The sequence below is a fragment of the Rhodopila sp. genome (genome assembly GCF_965277825.1).
Taxonomy (GTDB): Bacteria; Pseudomonadota; Alphaproteobacteria; order Acetobacterales; family Acetobacteraceae; genus Rhodopila.
The window spans coordinates 990,127-1,008,533 of the sequence record NZ_OZ255846.1 but is presented as its reverse complement, the minus strand read 5'-3'; the positions used below and the strand labels follow the sequence as shown (position 1 = coordinate 1,008,533).

Sequence of the window (18,407 nt, the reverse complement as noted above, 5' to 3'; positions counted from 1 at the left end):
AGCCCCCCGCCAGCCAGCTCGCCGGCCGCCCCGCGCAGCCAGTCCGCGCAGCCAGTCCGCGCAGCCCGCCCGCCCCGCCAACCCGCCCGCGCAGCCGAGCCCAACTTTCCTGTTGTGTTCCTCCACAACTTGAGGTAGAAACAAAAGAACATATCATAAACGCGCGACCGACCAAAACGCCAAAAGGGCCCCGCCTCATGTCCCACCCACAGCCAAACCGTGATGCCAACAAGGCGCTGTTCATCACCGCCCTCGGCTGCCTGTTGCCGTTCCACGCCCCCGGCTTCAAAGGCGACAGAACCCTCGCCCTGAACGCGATCGGGGAGATGATCCAGGCCTGCCGCGCCGACACCCCCGAGGAATACGACCTCGCCGGCCGTTCACTCGGCTATGCCGCCGCGGCGATGGACAGTCTCAGACTGTCGATGCAACCGCATCTGACCGACTCGCTGATCCTGCAATACCGCCGCAATGCCATCGCCCTCGGCCGCTCCGCCGATCAGTGTCGCAAGGCCCTGCAAGCGATTAGAAGCCAACCCGAAAAGCAGACGACGCCGGCCGCCGCGACCGCGCCGATGCCCGCGTCACGGCCCGCGCCAGAGGCTCCGCCGCGGCCCGCCACGCCGCCGCGCCAGGTGCCGCCGACCCAGCCGCACCCGTCGTCGGCCGCTGCTTCGGCGCCATCGCAGGCGCCCACCCAACCCGAACGCACCGCACGATCCCAGCCGCCCGCTCACCCCACTTCGCAATCCCCGGCCCAATGCCAGGCCCAGGCCCAACCCGACCTCACGGCCGCATCGCAGCCGCCATGCCAGACCCAGCCCCGGTCGGAACCCCGGTCGCCGGCTCGGTCCGGCCGGCCAGCGAGATCACCGACCGCGGCGCACGCGGCGTCGGCGCCCCCGCCGGCGGGGCATCGGCCGCCGAACCGAGCATCCGCCGTCCCGCCATCAGCCTACCCGGGCTCAGCCGTCATCGGCGACCCGGAATTCACCACCGATCTCGCGATCATGCGGCACAACGCCCAGGCGATGCTCGCCGACCTTCAGGCCGTGGCCGACGACGCCGCATCCTCGGCACCCGAGGCAGCGATTGCGCGGCACGCCATGCTGCACGCTCAGCCCGGCCAGGCCGGCAACGTCCCCACACCATAAAGCGGCGCTGAACCAAACGTTCCAACAATCTAACGAAACGACAAGCCACCGCGCGGTCAGGCTCGCAGCCCCTGTCGTCCGGCAGTCACCGCCAACGGCGAACGCGCCGTCCCTGTCGGACGCCGCGCGCCAGTCCAAACCGCCGAGGCCGGACCCGCCCCAGCGGCCGTCCAATCAGATCATCTTGCGCTTGCGGGCGGCGACAGACACACCCAGCAAGCCCATCGCCAGCACCGCAATCGATGCCGGCTCGGGCACGTCAGTCACCGCCACCGACTTCAGCGTGACGCCGCTCGACGAATACCCGACCGAGTCCACATTGCTGTCGATCTCGGCATACACACCGTTGTTGGTGAACAGGTTGTAGTCCCCGGTCGACGTGGAAAACGACAACCCCGAAAAATCGACATATGGGTCCGCCGCGAACAACAATTGATCAGACGACGCGTAGGTCGACAAGCCGGTGATCGCATGACCGTCGCGCTCGCCGCTGATCGCCGTCACCGTGAACGGACCACCAACCGGAGTCTCGGTCGCCGAGACCAGCAGGCTGGCTGAATCGCCGCTCATCGTCGTGTAGTCGATCTGGTAGTTGTCGGCACGCGCCACCGTCGAGAACGCCAACACCGCGCCGAAGATAGTTGAAAGCAACATCGTCCGCATCACTCAGTCTCCGAACTTCAAACCGCCCAGGATCGGGACATCGTCCACGATTGGACATCGTCCACGATTGGACATCGTCCACGATTGGACATCGTCCACGATTGGACATCGTCCACGATTGGACATCGTCCACGATTGGACATCGTTACAGTAGCAAGTACGATGCCAACTCGTTACTCATTGATATCGTTGCTGGATTCGTCCGACCCGCTGGCATTACCTCCGTGCGCTGTAAAACATTCCGACAGCCGTGAAGCAGCCCAGGCGGGTGGATCGACATGCCAACAATCAGCCAGACCGAACCGTCACATCCGCGCGCCAGCCGCGGGTCTCCGTCGCGCAGTCGGAACGACACCCCCCCCGACATCGGCACGCAGTCGGGGAAGCGCGTCGGCATCGCCGGCATCCATCAGGCCACCCAGGTCGCGCAGCATCGGCGCCGATCCGCGTCCCCCAACTTATCAGCGCCCGAAAGCCCTGCCATGATCCCCGAACCCGCCAGGACCCGAGCCATGCCGACAACCTGCATCCGCAACGCCGCCTGGATCATCGCCTGGGACCCCGCCACCGCCAGGCACGCCTATCTGCGCAACGCCGATCTCGTGTTCCAGGCCGACCGCATCAGCTTCATCGGCCGCCGCTATAGCGGCCCGGCCGACAGCGAAATCGACGGCACCGACCGCATGGTCATGCCCGGCCTGGTGAACATCCACGCCCACCCCAGCAGCGAACCCCTGTTCCGCGGCCTGCGCGAGGAACACGGCCTGCCCAGCATGTTCATGACCGGACTCTACGAACGCGGCCTCGCCTTCCACCCCGACGCGCCCGCCCGCCTCGCCGCCAAGACCGTCGCACTACGCCGAACTGCTGCCGAGCGGCACCACCACCGTGGCCGACCTGTCCGGCATCGATCAGGGCTGGATCGAACTCGCCGCCCGCTCCGGCCTGCGGGTGTTCGCGGCCCCCAGCTTCGCCTCCGCCCACTGGCACCTGGAAAACCACTGGCAACTGAAATATGCCTGGGACGAACCCGCCGGCCGCGCCGGCCTCGACGCCGCGCTGCGACTGATCGAGCAAGCCCAGGCCGACCCCAGCGGCCGCCTATCCGGCATCGTCTCGCCGGCCCAGATCGACACCGGCACCGCCGACCTGCTGCGCGAAAGCCACGCCGCCGCGCTCGAGAAAAACCTCCCCTTCACCACCCACTGCTCGCAAAGCGTCAACGAGTTCAACGAGATGACCAGTCGCCACGGCATCACCCCGGTGCAGTGGGCCAACCAACTCGGTATTTTCGACCGCAGCACCATCCTCGGCCACGCCATCTTCATCGACCGGCATTCCTGGACGCGCTGGCACACCGATCGCGACCTGCCGATCCTGGCCGAGACCGCAACCAACGTCGCCCACTGCCCCTCGCCGTTCGCCCGCTATGGCCAGACCCTGGAACACTTCGGCCGCTACCGCAGCGCCGGGGTCAACCTCGGCATCGGCACCGACGTCGCCCCCCACAACCTGATCGAGGAAATCCGCCTCGCCGCCACAATCGGCCGGATCGCGGCCGAGGACATCACCGCGACCTCGCTGAACGAGGTGTTCCATGCCGCCACCGCCGGCGGCGCCCAGGCGCTGGGGCGCTGGGGCGCTGGGGCGGACCGATATCGGCCGGCTGCAACCCGGCGCCAAGGCCGATCTGGTGCTGGTCGATCTGACCAACCCCTGGATGATGCCGGCGCACGACCCGCTGCGATCACTGGTCTACACCGCTGCCGACCGGGCGATCGAGCAGGTGTTCATCGACGGCCACCTGGTGGTGCACGGGCCACGGTGCTCACCGTGGACCACGCCGCCGCACTGGCCGCACTGACCGAGGCCCAGGCCCGCATGATCGCCGCCGTCCCCAGTCACGACTGGGCGCATCGCGGCGCCGACCGGATCACCCCGCGCAGCCTGCCGATGGCCGATGCGCTGACTGGGCTCCGGCCCCAGATCGGCAGGCCACTGAAAGAGCTAGCGTCGCGAGCCTGATGCTCGCCCGATAAGGCGAACTTCAGACTCGGGGCACTAGCGCGTGTCGATAGCTAATTAACTTGTCCGGTTTAGGTAGCACTCTAATTGTCCGCTTGTTGCCGTTTTGTCCCCGCCTATCCGGCGTGGACAAACCGACGGTCGCTCTGGCGGCGCATCAGGCGACCGATGTTCGTCATCTCCCCGGGGGGCTGTTGCTTGGCGAAATAGACAGCGCTTGGGCTTGCTGCGGCTGATGCGGTGGCGGTGGAGTTGTGGGTAACGCGCTGGCGTTATCCATAAATCCACCGGCGCTGACTTGGTTGGGCGTCATGCCGCCGCGCCCAAAGCACCGGCCCGCAACGCGCCGTGCCCGTCGTAGCGGCCAAGGCAACGCGGCCCGTGGAAGATCGCGTGGCTGCCGTCGTGATACCGCCGCACCTTCACCGTCGCTTTGACAAAATGCGCCCGCAGCGGACTGGGCGGGATCTGCAGCCGCAGCTGGTGGAACACCACGGTGTTGTCGTGGCCCACCTGGCGGTCCTCCTGCACACACAAGATCTCCGCCAAATCGACCCCGCTGATCGCCACGAAGGCCGAGCCATCCTGCTCCGCCTGCACCGCAAACCGGGCGTTGTGGGCCGGCATATAGACCTCACGGATGAAATCGTTGGCCGCCGCAACCGTGCCGATCCCAGCCAACGCCAACTCCTTCACCAGCCGGTCCTGCAAGGTCGCGAACAGACGCTCCGAGCGGCCCCGTGCCTCGGGGGAGTAGGCCGCGATATGTTCCACACCCAGTTGCGCCAACGCCCGGCCAACCTGGGTCGGAGACTGGCGATCGACCGGCCCATCAGCCCGCGGCGTGTGGAAGTAATGGCTGCCACGGTCGGTATACAAACTCAGCGGCAAGCCATGCTCGCCAAACACCTGCAGCAGCGCCTGGAACGTCGAGACGGTGCCCTCCTCTGGGCACACGAAGGCCGAGTAGATCGTGTTCGTCGCATCATCCATGGTCACGATCAGGTCCATCGCATCGAGCCCGCCAATCCAGCCGTGGCGCGAGCCGTCTTGATGCAGCATCATCCCGGGCAGCGGCCGGCGCGGCCGCTTGCAGCGATGCGCGCCGCGCGTTGTGGCGCGTGGCAGCAAGCCGTTCGATTGCAGAAACACCTTGGTCCAGGTGTAGCCCCAGGCGAAGCCGTGATCGCGCACCAGGTGCTCGTGGAAGTGCTTCGCCGTGAAGCCGCTGTAGCGGGTGCGATACAGGGTCTCGATCTGCGCCTCGCGCTCGCTCGGCACCCGCTGGCCCGACACCTGGCCGAGACGCCGGTCCAACAGCCCGCTCTCGCCGGCGTCGTCGAACCGCACGCACCAACGCCGGAGCGTCCGCTCGTTGACGCCAAGCAGCGCCGCCGCATCGATCTGGTTGAGCTCACCGGCTTCATGGCGCTCGAACTCGCTCCGGAACTTGATCACCCGCACACCCTGTAGGGCTTCCGTCCGGCGCATCCAGGCTCTCCAAAGAGCCCCGCATCACCGGACAGATCGTGTGCTACCTAAACCGGACATATCGTGTGCTACCGACACTCGGAGCACTAGCGCGTTTGTCATTCGGCTGGGCTTGCCTATAGTCCATTCTTACCATGCCCAATCGGCACCCAGCCAGCACCGGCCGACACTCGGCCGGGACCGGCTCGGTCGTGCCGGTGGATGGCCGGCCGAACGTTGACGAAGGTAGGAAACAGACCCTTGACTCACGCCCCCGCGAACAACAATGCGTGGAAGAAACAAGCCGCCAAGGCGCTCGCCGGCACCGGGGTGTATGCCTCCCGCCCGGTGCACGCCAACCAGGCCGCGCCGGCTCTGGTAGCCGAGGCACTGCGCCGCGACGAAGGCCGCCTGTCGATCGACGGCGCCTTCATGGTGCAGACCGGCGTCCACACCGGCCGCTCCGTGCAGGACAAGTTCGTGGTCGATGAACCATCCGTCCACGCCGATATCTGGTGGGGCAAGGTCAACCAGAAGATGCCGGTGGACCGCTTCAACACCATCAAGCACCGCGTGCAGGCCTACCTGCAGGGCCAGGAACTGTTCACCCAGGACCTCTATGCCGGCGCCGACCCCGAACATCGGGTGCGCGTCCGCCTGGTCACCACCCAGGCCTGGAACGCGCTGTTCGCCCGCAACATGTTCATCCGCCCGCCCGAGGCCGACCTCCCCAGCTTCCAGCCGGACTACGTCATCCTGCACGCGCCGCTGTTCCACACCGACCCCGCGATCGACGGCGTGCGCTCCTCGACCACCATCGCGCTGTCGTTCGAGCAGAAGACGATCCTGATCGCCGGCAGCGAATACGCCGGCGAGGTGAAGAAATCCATCTTCACCGTAATGAACTGGCTGCTGCCGGCCAAGGGCGTCATGCCGATGCACTGCAGCGCCAATGTCGGTGACGCCGGCGACGTCGCGCTGTTCTTCGGCCTGTCCGGCACCGGCAAGACCACGCTGTCGTCGGCCCCCGACCGCCGGCTGATCGGCGACGACGAGCACGGCTGGGGCCCCGACGGCACCTTCAACTTCGAGGGCGGCTGCTACGCCAAGGTGATCAACCTGTCGCAGGAGGCCGAACCCGAGATCTGGGCCGCCTCCAACCGCTTCGGTTCGGTGCTGGAGAACGTCGTCGGCGACCGCCACGGCAACCTCGACCTGACCGACGCTTCGCTGACCGAGAACACCCGGTCCTGCTACCCGGTCGAATTCATCCCCAACGTCGACCTGTCCGGCCGCGGCGGTCAGCCGAAGAATGTGTTCATGCTGACCTGCGACGCGTTCGGCGTGCTGCCGCCGATCTCGCGGCTGACCCCGGCGCAGGCGATGTATCACTTCCTGTCCGGCTATACCGCCCAGGTCGCCGGCACCGAGAAAGGCATGGGAGACGAGCCGAATGCCACCTTCAGCACCTGCTTCGCCCACCCGTTCCTGCCGCGCCGGCCCGAGGTCTACGGCCGCATGTTCGCCGACCTGATCGCGCGCCACGGCGCCACCTGCTGGCTGGTCAACACCGGCTGGAGCGGCGGCCCGTTCGGCACCGGCGAACGGATGTCGATCAAGCACACCCGAACCCTGCTGCGCGCCGCGCTCGATGGGTCGCTGACCAAGATGGCGTTCCACAAGGAACCGTTCTTCGGCCTGGCGATTCCCGAACACGTGTCGGGCATCCCCGACGACGTGCTGGACCCGCGCAAATCGTGGGCCGACAAGGCCGCCTACGACAAGCTGGCGAAACACCTGATCGCGCGTTTCGAGCAGAATTTCGCCGGCTTCGAAGCCGGCGTCGGCGACGACGTCAAGGCCGTGGCAATCCGCGCCGCGGCCTGACCCCCAGGTGACGCTCCGGGGCGTGACCGGGCGCGGTCGGAGCAGCGCTGCGAGAGCAGCCGAACCGGATACTTTATACTTTCTGAAGCGGCGCGGCCGCGACAGCCAACCAAAGGTGGCGGAATGGCGGTTGATTCAGCATCCACGGAACCCGACGCCAGGCCGACGGTTGCCACCGCCACCCGAGCCCCGCCGGCACCGGCCGAGGAGCCGGAACAATCGGTCCGGCGCCTGCGCCTGCTGGTGCTGTCGCTGCTGGCGCTGGTGGTCGGCGTCATCACCGGCCTCGGTGCGGTGGTGTTCCGCGACCTGATCGGGCTGGTGCACAACGCCTTCTTCCTGGGCCAGTTCTCGTTCGCCTACGATTCCTCCAGTTTCACCCCGTTCAATCCGTGGGGCGCGGCGATCATCCTGGTGCCAGTGATCGGCGGCATCGGCGTCACCTGGATCGTGTCGAACTTCGCCCCCGAGGCCAAGGGCCACGGCGTGCCCGAGGTGATGGACGCGATCTACTACCAGCAGGGCATCATCCGCCCGGTGGTGGCGGTGGTGAAATCGATCGCCTCGGCGATCGCCATCGGCACCGGTGCGGCGGTTGGGCGCGAGGGCCCGATCATCCAGATCGGATCGGCGCTAGGGTCCACCTTGGGCCAGGTTATCCGGATGCAGGCCGGCCAGCGCATCACCCTGGTCGCCGCCGGGGCTGGGGCCGGCATTGCGGCGACCTTCAACACGCCGATCGGCGGGGTGCTGTTCGCCACCGAACTGATGCTGCCCGAGATCAGCGTCAACACCTTCCTGCCGGTGGCGGTGGCGACCGGCACGGCGACTTTCATCGGCCGGCTGTTCTTCGGCGACCAGCCGGCGTTCAACGTGCCGCACAACCTGACCGCCATCCCCAACGACGTCAGTTCGGCGGTGACGTTGCTGCTGTATGCGGTGCTGGGCGCGCTGATCGGCGTCGCCGCGGCCGGCTTCATCCGCGGCCTGCACTGGATCGAGGATGGCTTCGACCTCGTCCCCGGGCGCTACATCCGCCACATCCTCGGCATGCTGCTGGTCGGCGTGCTGATGTATGTGCTGTGGACGAAGGCCGGGCACTATTACATCGAGGGCGTCGGCTATTCCTCGATCCAGGCCATGCTGCATAACCAGATCGGTGTTGGGCAGATCGGCGGCGGTCTGTTCGGCGGTGGGCCGATCGGCGGCGCCGCGTTCCTGCTGCTGCTGTTCGTGGCCAAGCTGCTGGCGACCTCGATCAGCCTCGGATCGGGGTCGTCGGGCGGCATCTTCTCACCCTCGTTGTTCATGGGCGCGGCGTTCGGCGCGGCGTTCGCATCGCTGGTGCAGATCGTGATGCCGGGGCTGCCGATCAGCGTGCCGGCGTTCGCCATGGTCGGCATGGGCGCGATGGTCGGCGCCGGGACAGGCGCGGCGATGACCGCGGTGACGATGATCTTCGAGATGACGCTGGACTATCAGATCGTGCTGCCGATGATCCTGGCGGTGGCGCTGGGCCTGGGCGTCCGGCGCATGCTGTCGAACGAGAACATCTACACCCTGAAGCTGGTGCGCCGCGGCCATCCGATTCCCAAGGCCTTGCACGCCAACATGTTCCTGGTGCGCGCCGCGGCCGACATCATGGAGCGCGACGTGCTGGTGCTGGACCAGGCAACGCCGTTCTCGCGGTTCCTGGAACTCTCGGCCGAGGGCGGCGGCTTGCGCCATGTCGTGGTGACCCGGGACGGCGAGGTGATCGGCGGCATCCGGGTCAACACCGACCTGCGCCGCACCCTGGGTGTGGCCGCCAGCGAAGTGCCGCTGGGCGATCTGGTGCAGCCGCGGTTCACCGTGGTGCGGGAAACCGAGGTCGCGTTCGACGTGATCACCACGATGTGGAACCAGAACGCCGCGATGGCCATCGTGGTCAGCCGCGACGACGGCACCGAACGGGTGGTCGGCGTGGTGACCAAGGAGCACGTGGCGGATACGGTCGCCCGCAGCGTGCAGATCTATCCCAGTTGACCGGTGTCGGGACTGTCGCGGCCAATGGCCGGCGGGCCCTGTGGCAGTTGGCCCTGTGCCAGCGGGCCCGATGCCGGTGGGCTGGATGCAGGTGGGCCCGGTCCGCCACCGCGGCCGGAACGCTACAGCCGAAGCGTCGGATCAAGCGACCTTGACGTCCTTCCAGAAGCCGAAGCGGCCGCCGACCGCCTGCATCTTCGGTTGCGGTCGCTCATACGACCAGGCGGCGCGTTCGTGGCGCTGGCCGTCGATGGTGGCGTCGTAGAACTGCACGCCGTGCGGGCATTCCAGGTCCGATGCGGTCTTCGGCGCCTTGGCGAGCCATTCCAGCCGCGTCGCGCTGGCCGGGAAGTAGGCGTATCCACCGCTCTCGACGATGTCGCTGCTGTCGGCGATGACGTGTCCGCTGAGGGTTGCTTGCATGGGTTCGTCCTCCTGAGATGTGCAGATAGGGACGCGGGCGGGATTGCGCTAGCTGTTCGTTCGTCCACGCGCCGGGAGGTCGTCATCGCGCCTCCGGCCGCTCGCCCCGGGTGTCTGGGGGCGCCGCCTCCGGTCCGCTCGCCCCGGGTGTCCGGCGGCACTCCGCGCCGGACGGTTTGGCGCTGCGCCGGATCATCCGTTCGGGGCAGGATGGTAAAGACTGTGTGCCCGCGCCTCGAACGCGTCCATCAAGCGCATCGATGCGTCGTGGAACATCGCGTTGGCGGCGTGGTCGAGCAAATGGCTCTTGAATCGGAAGTCAACCGCGAAGTCGACCTGGGTGCCATCCTTGACCGGGGTGAACACCCATTGGTTGGAGAGGTGTTCGAGCGGTCCGTCAGCCGCCTGCACCATCACCTCACGCGGACGATCAAGATGGACATGGCTGGTGAAGCTCTCGCGGAACGGGCCGAAGCCGATCATGAGGTCCGCGACAATCAGGGACTGCCCGGATTGGCGGACCCGCGCGGCTTGGCACCATGGGACGAACCGGGGGTAATCCCTGACGTCAGCGACCATGTCGAACATCTGGTCGGGGGAATATGGCAACAGTTTTTGTTCGGAGTGGCTTGGCATCCGATCGTCCTTTTGACCCGGCCTAGGCACGAAAGCCAGCGTAGCATCCGGGGCGTCAGTCACCCACCTGGTGCAAGTTCCGCGCGAACAGCGCGAGCATCTCGACCCAGCCGCGTTCGGCGGCGGCCTGATCATAAACCGGGAAGTCCGGCTTCATCCAGCCGTGCGCGGCGGGGTAGGTTGCCGTGCTGTAGCGCACGCCGGCCTGGGCCAGCGCCTGCTCGAGCCGCTCGGCCATCGCCGGCGGGTAGCTGGCGTCGTTCTCGGCGGCGGCGACATAGACCTCGGCCTTGAGCTTGGGCGCGAGCAGATGCGGGCTGGTCGGCGCGTCGGTCGCGAGATTGCCGCCATGGAAGCTGGCCACTGCGGCGAACCGATCGGGGTAGGTCCCCGCCGCGGCGAGCGCCATGCCGCCGCCCATGCAGAAACCCACCGCACCGAGCTTGCGGGCCGCGACGTCGTTGCGCGTGTCGAGGTAGGCGAGCAAGGACGCTGTATCTTCGGCCGCCTTGTCGTTGCCGGTGGTGGCCATCAACGGACCGAGGATGGCGCGCACGTCGCCGGCGAAGACCTCCTTGGGCACCAACGGCCCGTATGGGCCATAACGGTAGAAAAGGTCCGGCAGCAAAACGACATAGCCGGCCTCGGCGAGCCGCTGCGCCATTTCGAGCACCGCCGGTCGGATCCCGCCGGCGTCCATGTAGAAGATCACCGCGGGCCACGGGCCGCCGCTGGCCGGGGTCATGACGTGGGACGGGCAATCGCCATCGCGCGTCCGGATAGTGACTTGCTGGTTCGGCATCACGTGCTCCTCATGCGTTCGAAGGGTCTGCCTCGGGCCTGCCAGGACCGCAAGTGGAGGGACTGGAAAATGTGCCCCGCCGCGTTCAGTTGGTCAGGGCGATCTCGGGCCGCGCTCCGGTCGTTGCCAAGACGATCTGGGCGACGTTCAGTCGGCCGCCAGGGCGATCTCGGAGACCTCTTCGCGCATCCAGACGGCGGTATCGTGATACACCGCGCCGCCCCACGGCGGACCCGGGTCGTCACTGGTCAGCGCATTGATCCCAATTCCACTTTCGAAACATTCGCTCGGCCAGATGCTTTCGGCGACCAGCACGCCTGGCTGCTGACCGTCGACGATCCTGGCGTGCAGGATGACCTCGCCGCGGATGTTGCCCAGCCGCACCTTGGAACCGTCCACCAGTCCGAGGCGCCTGGCGTCCTCGGCATGCATCAGCACGGTGGGCCGGCCCTCGCGCTTGCGGCCCGAGTTCATTTCGCTGAAAGTAGTATTCAGGAAGCTGCGCGCCGGCGCCGTCACCAGGCGGAACGGCGCATCGGCGCCGGCGGTCTCGGTGTTGTCGAGTTGATCGGGCAGCGCCGGCATCACGGCGTGCCGGTCGCCCAGCGTTTTCCAATCGGGAGCGAAATGGAAGCGCCGGTCCGGGGTTGGGAAGCCATCGAGGAAATGCGCCGTGCGGAACGGCGGCATCTCGTCGATCCAGCGCTTTTGCCGCACGGTTTCGGCGTCTGGGTAGCCCGAGGCGCTGAGTGTCGCGTTGACCACTTGCAGCGCGGTCATTTCGAAGCCACGATGGTTGGCGCCGAGGCGCGATGCCAGCCCTTGCAGAACCTCGTGGTTCGAGCGGCACTCGCCTGGCGGTTCGATCAGCTTGGCGCCGATCTGGATATGGCTGTGGCCGCCGGCCTGGTAGATGTCGTCGTGCTCCATGAACATCGTCGCCGGCAGCACGATGTCGGACCAGCGCGCGGTTTCGGTCAGGAACTGTTCGTGGGTGGCGACGAACAGGTCGTCGCGGCCGAAGCCCTTGCGCACCCGGTTGCTGTCGGGGCAGACGGTCAGCGGGTTCTGGTTCTGGATCAGCATCGAATGCACCGCCGGTCCGGAGCCGAGTTCGGAACGGTCGCCGGTCAGCACGCTGCCGATCCGGCTCATGTCGAGCACGCGGATTGACGGGTCGAGTGCGTCCAGTCCCTCGATCAGCGTCTTGTCCCAGTGATACATGCTGCGGTTCGACCATAAGGCGCCCCCGCCTTCGTGTTGCCATGCGCCGGTGACGGTGGGCAGGCAGGTGACCGCGTGCATCGCCGCCGCGCCATTGCGGCTGCGCGCGAAGCCGTAGCCGCAGCGGATGTAGCTGCGTCTGGTCTGTCCATACAACGTCGCAAAGGCCTCGATCTGGGCGGCTGGGACGCCGGTGATGGCTGCGGCCCACGCCGGTCCGCGGTCACGCAGATGCGCTTCCAGTGCGTCGGGGCAGTCGGCGTAATCACGCATGTAGTTACGATCGGCCCAGCCGTCGCGGAACGCGACGTGCATCACCGCGCAGGCCAGCGCGGCGTCGGTGCCGGGCTGCGGCGCCAGGTGCAGGTCGGCGGCGGCGGCGGTCGGCGTGCGATAGGGATCGACCACGACCAACTTGGCGCCATGTTCCTTGCGGGCGCGCGCTACATGCGTCATGACGTTGACCTGGGTGGCGACCGGGTTGCCGCCCCACACCACGATCAGGTCGGACTTGGCGATTTCCCGAGCGTCGACGCCTCGGGCGGCGCCGATGCCGGCGCGCCAGCCGATATCGGGCAGCGAGGTGCAGATGGTCAATTTCTGCCGCGAGTAGCGCATCACGTGGCGCAGCCGGTTGATCCCGTCGCGCTGCACCAGGCCCATGGTGCCGGCATAGTAGAATGGCCAGACCGCTTCGCTGCCCCATTTCGCCGTATCGGCGGCGAACCGTTCGGCGATCCGGTCGAGCGCCTCGTCCCAGGCGATCGGGCGGAACTGTCCGGCGCCTTTTGGTCCGGTGCGCAGCAATGGCTGGGTCAGCCGGTCGGGGTGGTGGATACGCTCGCGATAGCGCGATACCTTGGCGCAGATCACGCCGGCGGTGTAGTCGTTGTCCTCAGCGCCGCGCACCGAACCGATCTGGCGACCGTCGATCACCTCGATCGCCAGGGCGCAGGTCGAGGGGCAGTCGTGCGGGCACACCGATGCTTTGATAGCCGAGGCTTGGATGGCGCTGCTCATGGCGGACACGGTAGAGCATCTTCGGCGGCACTGGAACTGTGCGTATCGCGGCTTGTCCGCTGCGCGTCAGCAGACCATTTCAGCGTGACCGTGCAGGCCGAAAACGGTTTCGCTGGCTGTTTTGTGGCATGATCACGGTGGTTCCGCCCAGGCCGCGATGCTCTGCTTAGCCGATGCGCAGCAGTCCGGCGCCGTCATTGCGCAGCCACGGGATCGCTTTCCGGGTGTGCGGCGTCAGTTCGTCCACCAGTTCCCAGAACCGCGGGCCGTGGTTCATGTGGCGCAGATGCGCGACCTCATGGGCGACGACGTAGTCTTGCACGAAGCTGGGCGCCATCACCAGGCGCCAGCTCAACGCCAGCGTGCGGTCTGGGGCGCAGCTTCCCCATCGGCTGGTGGTGTCCTTGATGATGATTCGCTTTGGCATGACGCCGATCAGCCCGGCCTTGGCCGTGGTCAGCGCGCCGAGCCGGCGGCGGGCTTCCTGGCGCAGGAAGTCGCGCACTCGGCGGGGCAGGAATTCAGGGGCGCCGGCGACGTGCAATTCGCAATGCAGCAGGAACGCGCCGCCACGCGCCGCCGGGTCGTGGCGGATGCGGTGCGGCACGCCGCAGATCGGCACCAGTGCGCCATCGCCGAAGATGATCGCAGCGGGCAGCGCGGCCAGCCGGTCGGCGACCCAGTCGGCGTGCCCCATGAGCAGGGCCATGCCGGACTTGCGGCTGGCTCGCGTCGGCAGGGTCACGACGACGATGCCTCCGGCCGGGTCGATCCGCAGCGACACTCGGCGCGCCCGGGCGCTGCGGCGCCATTCGACCCGAGCCGGCCCGGACGGCAGCGCGAGTGTCTCAGGCTGGAGATCGTCCATGGTGGTGAATGCGCAGGAGTTGCGCCGATTCGTCAATGGGCGGTCGCGGCGCGGTCCGACCCCGGGCCGTTCCTGGGCTGGACGGGGGCCAAGCCTGGGCTGAACCGGGGCCTGCGCGCCGGCGGCGGCTGCGTCCAGGGCAGCGCCGGCGACAGCCGCGTCCAGGGCAGCCCCGGCGGTCGATCGCCGTCGCGGGCGCTGATTCGCTTGCCGGGGCGGGCGATGGCACCCTGATCGTCAGTCGCCCGGGAGTGCCGCCATGTCCGATGCCGAACACGCCAGCTTCTCGTTCACCGACTTTGGCTTGAGCGGCGGCGGCAGCCTGCCGGAGGTGACGCTGGCCTATGTCACCCGCGGCCGGTTGGCGCCGGATGGACGCAACGCGGTCCTGGTCACGCATGGCTACACCAGCGGGCCGCGGATGATCGAACCGGGCGTGGCGTCGTCGGAGGGGGCGTGGAGCACGCTGGTCGGGCCTGGCGCGCCGATCGACACCGACCGCTACTTCGTGGTGTGCAGCAACATGCTGGGGTCGAGCTTTGGGTCGACCAACGCGGCCTCGATCGATCCGCGGTCGGGCAAGCCGTATGGGTCACGGTTTCCGAAGCTGTCGGTGGTGGATGTCGTTTCGGCACAGCGGCGATTATTGGAGCATCTGGGGATCAGGCATCTGCGGCTGGTGGTGGGGCCTTCCTATGGCGGGTTCCAGGCGTTCCAGTGGGCGGTGACGTTTCCCGATTTCATGGACGGGGTGGCGCCGGTGGTGACGTCACCGTTGCCGCCGGCGTCGGACCGGATCGAGGGTCTGCTGCAATGGTTCGACAAGGACCCGAACTGGAACGGCGGCGATTACTACGACGCCGGCGGCGTGCATGACACGCTGACCGCGCTGCGGGTGGACACGCTGACGCGCTATGGGCTCGCCGATAGCCTGGCGGAGCGGTTTCCCGACCCGACGGCGCGCGGTGCGGAGTTGCGGCGGATTGCGTCGGCCTGGGCGGATGGGTTCGATGCGAACTCGCTGTTCATCCTGGGAGACGCGATGGGTCGTTACGATGTCGCGAAGGATTTTGGGCGCATCCGGGTGCCGGTGCTTTACGTGCTGTCGCGCACCGATGTGCTGTTTCCGCCCAGCCTGGCGCCGGGGGTGATGGCGGGGCTGCGCGGTGCGGGGGTGGAGGCGGATTATGTCGAGATCGATAGTGAGCACGGGCATCTGGCTTCGGGCGCGGATGCGGGCAAGTGGGCGCCGGCGTTGCGTGCGTTCGTTGCCCGGCTGGAGGCGAGGGGGTGATCTTCTGACCGATTGATGATCCCTGATGAGTAGTTCGGGTTGATACGAATGCGTCAATCGAAGCCGATTGCATGGCTGCGGCCGTCGATGAATACGGTTCCCCGCCTGGCTGAACCAGGATGTCGAGTGCCGCGCCATCCTGATTGCAATGCCCTGTTTGCCGGCCGTCCTGGCTATTGTGGATGCACCGGTAGTGGCGTACCGGCCGGCGGTGTCCCGGCGCCGACATAGATGGCCACCGAGGTAGGGTTGGGCTTCACGATACTGAAGGCGGTGGCGCTGGTCAGGGAAAGCGTGTCTATGACTCGGCCGGCATCCCAGAGCGACAGAATGTCACCTGCGAAAGAATAGCTGTCTGCCCCCACCAGGTTGTTGAGGTGAATAACGGAGACCTCCGTTTTGTCTGCCGGATTGCCTTGCAGCAGGACCGTGCCGAAAAAGGCACTCGGATCATTGATGATCAATACGGCCTGGCCGTCAAATCCGTTGGAAACCGTCACGGTTTGTCCGGGGCCGACCGCCTTGGAGAATTCCAGGATGCCCGTGCCGCCGTGGAAATTGGTGATCGTGAAAGAGCCAGTGCCCAGTACGACGGAGTTGATCCTTGCGCTACTGCCGTCAGGACCAATTACCGAGTTACCCGAATGGACAAGAACACCACCGTTTACTGTCAGTGTACCACTGCCTGGCAGGGCGCTTTGATTGATGGTTCCGGACCACGCTCCAGCCAAATCTAGCGTGACTGAGCCACCACCCTGATTGATCGAGGTGCTGACCGGACCACGCATGTTGATGGTGAGGTTGTTGCCGTTATTCCCAGTATTGATCGGACACACGGTCGCAGCGACCATGTTGATGGCGGCGGTTCCATTTACCAGAAATTGACCCGGAGGATCGAGATCGGTGAGATCGATGTTCATCGTCCCGTTGCTCATGGTCAGGGAATCACCCGGCACCGGCGCCCCGGCCGGTGACCAATTCGCCGGGTCTGTTGCCGAGTTAGTCCCGCCGCCGATCCATGTGCGCGCAACCATTTGAAACTCCCTTACGATTGATGACTTTTGCATGCGAAGTCACAGCGAATATTGGATGCCTATAGTCGCGAACACGGCTTCCAACATTGGTTGACCTATATACTTGAGCGTAACTGCTTGGGCTTTCTGGACCTGTTGCCAGGCGGTTTCGAAACGCCGCCGCTTGTGTTGGCCGTCGCCGATGCCCGTGAAACCGAACGCAGGATCATCGGCGCTTCGAGATAAGAGCGCGCTTCAGGTTTTCTGTCTGTGAGTTGGTTCACACCTTGCTGTCCGCTGTTTGATCCTGCTCGGCGCCACAGACCGCGATATCTGCAGGCATGCCGATCATGCGGTGTCACCGAAAGCCGCTGCGATGATGGAACGGACCGTATGCGAGTGCTTGCAGCGTTATGGTCAAGTCGCGGCTGCAGGTGGAACCAGCATGGTAAGCGTCCTACTGCTATACCCCGCAGGATGGAAAAAACGCCGAAGGGGGCTGCGAACAGGATGGGAAAAAGCGCAACGGCCACGGGCCTGTCCCCGTCTCGGCTGATCGACGCCAAGATCGAGCAACTGACGCTATTTCCTCGGACGCGTTGCTTGCGATAGTAGACCAGATTTCGGCAAGGCTCGCTCGGCGGTTGCGGTCAGGTGGAGGGCTAACGGGCAGCTAATAGTCTTCTCCCCCGCGCAACGATGCGATCAATATTGAAGTCTTGCACCCGGCCTTGAGTAAGATCGATTAGCCCCTTGTCGATGTCGGCTTTGAGCGCCTCCATCTCTTTCAACTGGAGAGAGCGTTTCAGCTTCCAGTCACGCAAAGCCTCGCGCACGACCTCGCTGCTGGATGCGTAATCGCCGCCCTGAACCGCGCCTTTGACCGCTGCGGCCATATCTGACGGTAGCGTGATTGTTAATCTTTCTATCTCCGCCGTACTGAGTCTCCGGCAAACTCCACGTCACACTTTCTCATACGTATGAAGAATTTCCAGGCTGGTCGGATCAGTATCTTGCGATTGAACAGGGTTGACGACGCCATCACCTCCCGCCGGTCGATCCGGCGGTTTCTGCCGACCGCGGTGCCGGCGGCGACGGTGGCGGCGATCCTGGACGCCGCGGCGCGGGCTCCGAGCGGGACCAACATGCAGCCGTGGCGGGGGTATGTGGTGGCGGGAGGTGCGAGGGATGCGCTGATCGCGGCGGTGCAGGCGGTGTACGATGCCGGCGAAGCGGGGCACCGCCAAGAGGTGCAGTATTACCCCGACAGTTTTTTTGAGCCTTATCTGTCACGGCGCCGGGCGGTGGGTTGGGACCTGTATGGGCGCTTGGGCATCGGCAAGGGCGACGCGGCGAAGATGAAGGCGCAGCATCGCCGTAACTTTCAGTTCTTCGATGCGCCGGTCGGGATGATCTTCACCATCGACCGACGGCTGGCGACAGGGTCCTGGCTGGATTACGGCATGTTCCTGCAGAACGTCATGACCGCGGCGCGTGGCCTCGGCCTGGACACTTGCGCGCAGGCTGCCTGGACGCAGTACCACCGGGTGATCCGACCGGTGCTTGGCCTGGGCGAGGAGGATACCGTGGTCTGTGGCATGGCCTTGGGGTTCGCCGATCCGGACGCGCCGGAGAACGGCCTGGTCACGTCACGGGCGCCAGCAGGCTCGTTCATGCGGTTCGCCGGGTTCGACGGCTCGCCGACGGCGAGCTGACCGCGCCGGGCGGGAGGTTCGACGTGCTGCCATCATTGGGGTGCTTTCATCATGGGGGCGCTTTCATCGTCGGACAGGGTGGTGCGCGCCCGGGCGGTAGCGCGGACGCCGAGTTGGGCGGACTGCGATTTAGGCGGCCTACGATTATGTGGGCGGCGAGTTAGGCGGGCGGCGATTTGGGCGGGCTG

The 18,407-nt window shown here is 66.3% G+C and carries 15 protein-coding genes; 6 read left to right on the top strand and 9 right to left on the bottom strand.

Annotated elements, in window-relative coordinates; genetic code table 11:
* Window positions 1–197: 197 nt before the first annotated feature.
* Window positions 198–1,154 carry a hypothetical protein gene (locus ACQY4T_RS05220; RefSeq protein WP_428538603.1) on the top strand — a complete coding sequence of 319 codons (957 nt, stop codon included), beginning with the start codon at window positions 198–200 and terminating at the stop codon, window positions 1,152–1,154.
* A gap of 174 nt (window positions 1,155–1,328) precedes the next feature.
* Here the strand turns inward: ACQY4T_RS05220 and ACQY4T_RS05215 are convergent, their stop codons facing one another.
* Window positions 1,329–1,808: a PEP-CTERM sorting domain-containing protein gene (locus ACQY4T_RS05215; protein ID WP_428538601.1), complete on the bottom strand. Its 480-nt coding sequence runs from the start codon at window positions 1,806–1,808 to the stop codon at window positions 1,329–1,331.
* 897 nt (window positions 1,809–2,705) lie between these two features.
* Here ACQY4T_RS05215 and ACQY4T_RS05210 point away from each other — a divergent pair.
* Window positions 2,706–3,842 carry an amidohydrolase family protein gene (locus ACQY4T_RS05210; RefSeq protein WP_428538599.1) on the top strand — a complete coding sequence of 379 codons (1,137 nt, stop codon included), beginning with the start codon at window positions 2,706–2,708 and terminating at the stop codon, window positions 3,840–3,842.
* Window positions 3,843–4,151: 309 nt separating this feature from the next.
* On the opposite strand, the gene ACQY4T_RS05205 is transcribed toward ACQY4T_RS05210, so the two are convergent.
* Window positions 4,152–5,333: an ISNCY family transposase gene (locus ACQY4T_RS05205; RefSeq protein ID WP_428538597.1), complete on the bottom strand. Its 1,182-nt coding sequence runs from the start codon at window positions 5,331–5,333 to the stop codon at window positions 4,152–4,154.
* Between the two features lie 201 nt (window positions 5,334–5,534).
* Between ACQY4T_RS05205 and pckA the strand changes: the two genes are divergently transcribed.
* Entirely contained in the window at window positions 5,535–7,199 is a 1,665-nt protein-coding gene (gene pckA / locus ACQY4T_RS05200) for a phosphoenolpyruvate carboxykinase (ATP) (RefSeq protein WP_428538595.1), read from the top strand.
* Window positions 7,200–7,322: 123 nt separating this feature from the next.
* The gene (locus ACQY4T_RS05195) at window positions 7,323–9,224 is read left to right on the top strand and encodes a chloride channel protein (protein ID WP_428538593.1); all 1,902 of its coding nucleotides are present in this window, start codon (window positions 7,323–7,325) and stop codon (window positions 9,222–9,224) included.
* A gap of 141 nt (window positions 9,225–9,365) precedes the next feature.
* Here the strand turns inward: ACQY4T_RS05195 and ACQY4T_RS05190 are convergent, their stop codons facing one another.
* The 5 genes from ACQY4T_RS05190 to ACQY4T_RS05170 form a co-directional block, all read right to left on the bottom strand.
* Window positions 9,366–9,647, bottom strand: a complete 282-nt coding sequence (locus ACQY4T_RS05190) for a DUF427 domain-containing protein (RefSeq protein WP_428538591.1) — start codon at window positions 9,645–9,647, stop codon at window positions 9,366–9,368.
* A 192-nt stretch (window positions 9,648–9,839) separates the two neighbouring features.
* Window positions 9,840–10,283, bottom strand: a complete 444-nt coding sequence (locus ACQY4T_RS05185; RefSeq protein ID WP_428538589.1) for a type II toxin-antitoxin system RatA family toxin — start codon at window positions 10,281–10,283, stop codon at window positions 9,840–9,842.
* Between the two features lie 55 nt (window positions 10,284–10,338).
* A complete protein-coding gene (locus tag ACQY4T_RS05180; protein WP_428538587.1) occupies window positions 10,339–11,028 on the bottom strand; it encodes a dienelactone hydrolase family protein in 690 nt (229 codons plus the stop codon).
* A 204-nt stretch (window positions 11,029–11,232) separates the two neighbouring features.
* The gene (locus ACQY4T_RS05175; protein WP_428538585.1) at window positions 11,233–13,329 is read right to left on the bottom strand and encodes a molybdopterin oxidoreductase family protein; all 2,097 of its coding nucleotides are present in this window, start codon (window positions 13,327–13,329) and stop codon (window positions 11,233–11,235) included.
* A 166-nt stretch (window positions 13,330–13,495) separates the two neighbouring features.
* On the bottom strand, window positions 13,496–14,197 hold the full coding sequence (locus ACQY4T_RS05170; protein ID WP_428538583.1) for a M48 family metallopeptidase: 702 nt from the start codon (window positions 14,195–14,197) through the stop codon (window positions 13,496–13,498).
* A 259-nt stretch (window positions 14,198–14,456) separates the two neighbouring features.
* On the opposite strand from ACQY4T_RS05170, the gene ACQY4T_RS05165 reads away from it, so the two are divergent.
* Window positions 14,457–15,491, top strand: coding sequence for an alpha/beta fold hydrolase (locus tag ACQY4T_RS05165; protein ID WP_428538581.1), 1,035 nt, complete (start codon window positions 14,457–14,459; stop codon window positions 15,489–15,491).
* A gap of 173 nt (window positions 15,492–15,664) precedes the next feature.
* Here ACQY4T_RS05165 and ACQY4T_RS05160 read toward each other — a convergent pair whose 3' ends face one another.
* Together ACQY4T_RS05160 and ACQY4T_RS05155 are read right to left on the bottom strand one after the other, a co-directional pair.
* A complete protein-coding gene (locus tag ACQY4T_RS05160; RefSeq protein WP_428538579.1) occupies window positions 15,665–16,525 on the bottom strand; it encodes a hypothetical protein in 861 nt (286 codons plus the stop codon).
* Window positions 16,526–17,166: 641 nt separating this feature from the next.
* Window positions 17,167–17,418, bottom strand: coding sequence for a ribbon-helix-helix domain-containing protein (locus ACQY4T_RS05155; protein ID WP_428542735.1), 252 nt, complete (start codon window positions 17,416–17,418; stop codon window positions 17,167–17,169).
* Between the two features lie 99 nt (window positions 17,419–17,517).
* Between ACQY4T_RS05155 and ACQY4T_RS05150 the strand changes: the two genes are divergently transcribed.
* Window positions 17,518–18,219, top strand: coding sequence for a nitroreductase (locus ACQY4T_RS05150; RefSeq protein WP_428538577.1), 702 nt, complete (start codon window positions 17,518–17,520; stop codon window positions 18,217–18,219).
* The last annotated feature ends 188 nt before the right edge of the window (window positions 18,220–18,407 follow it).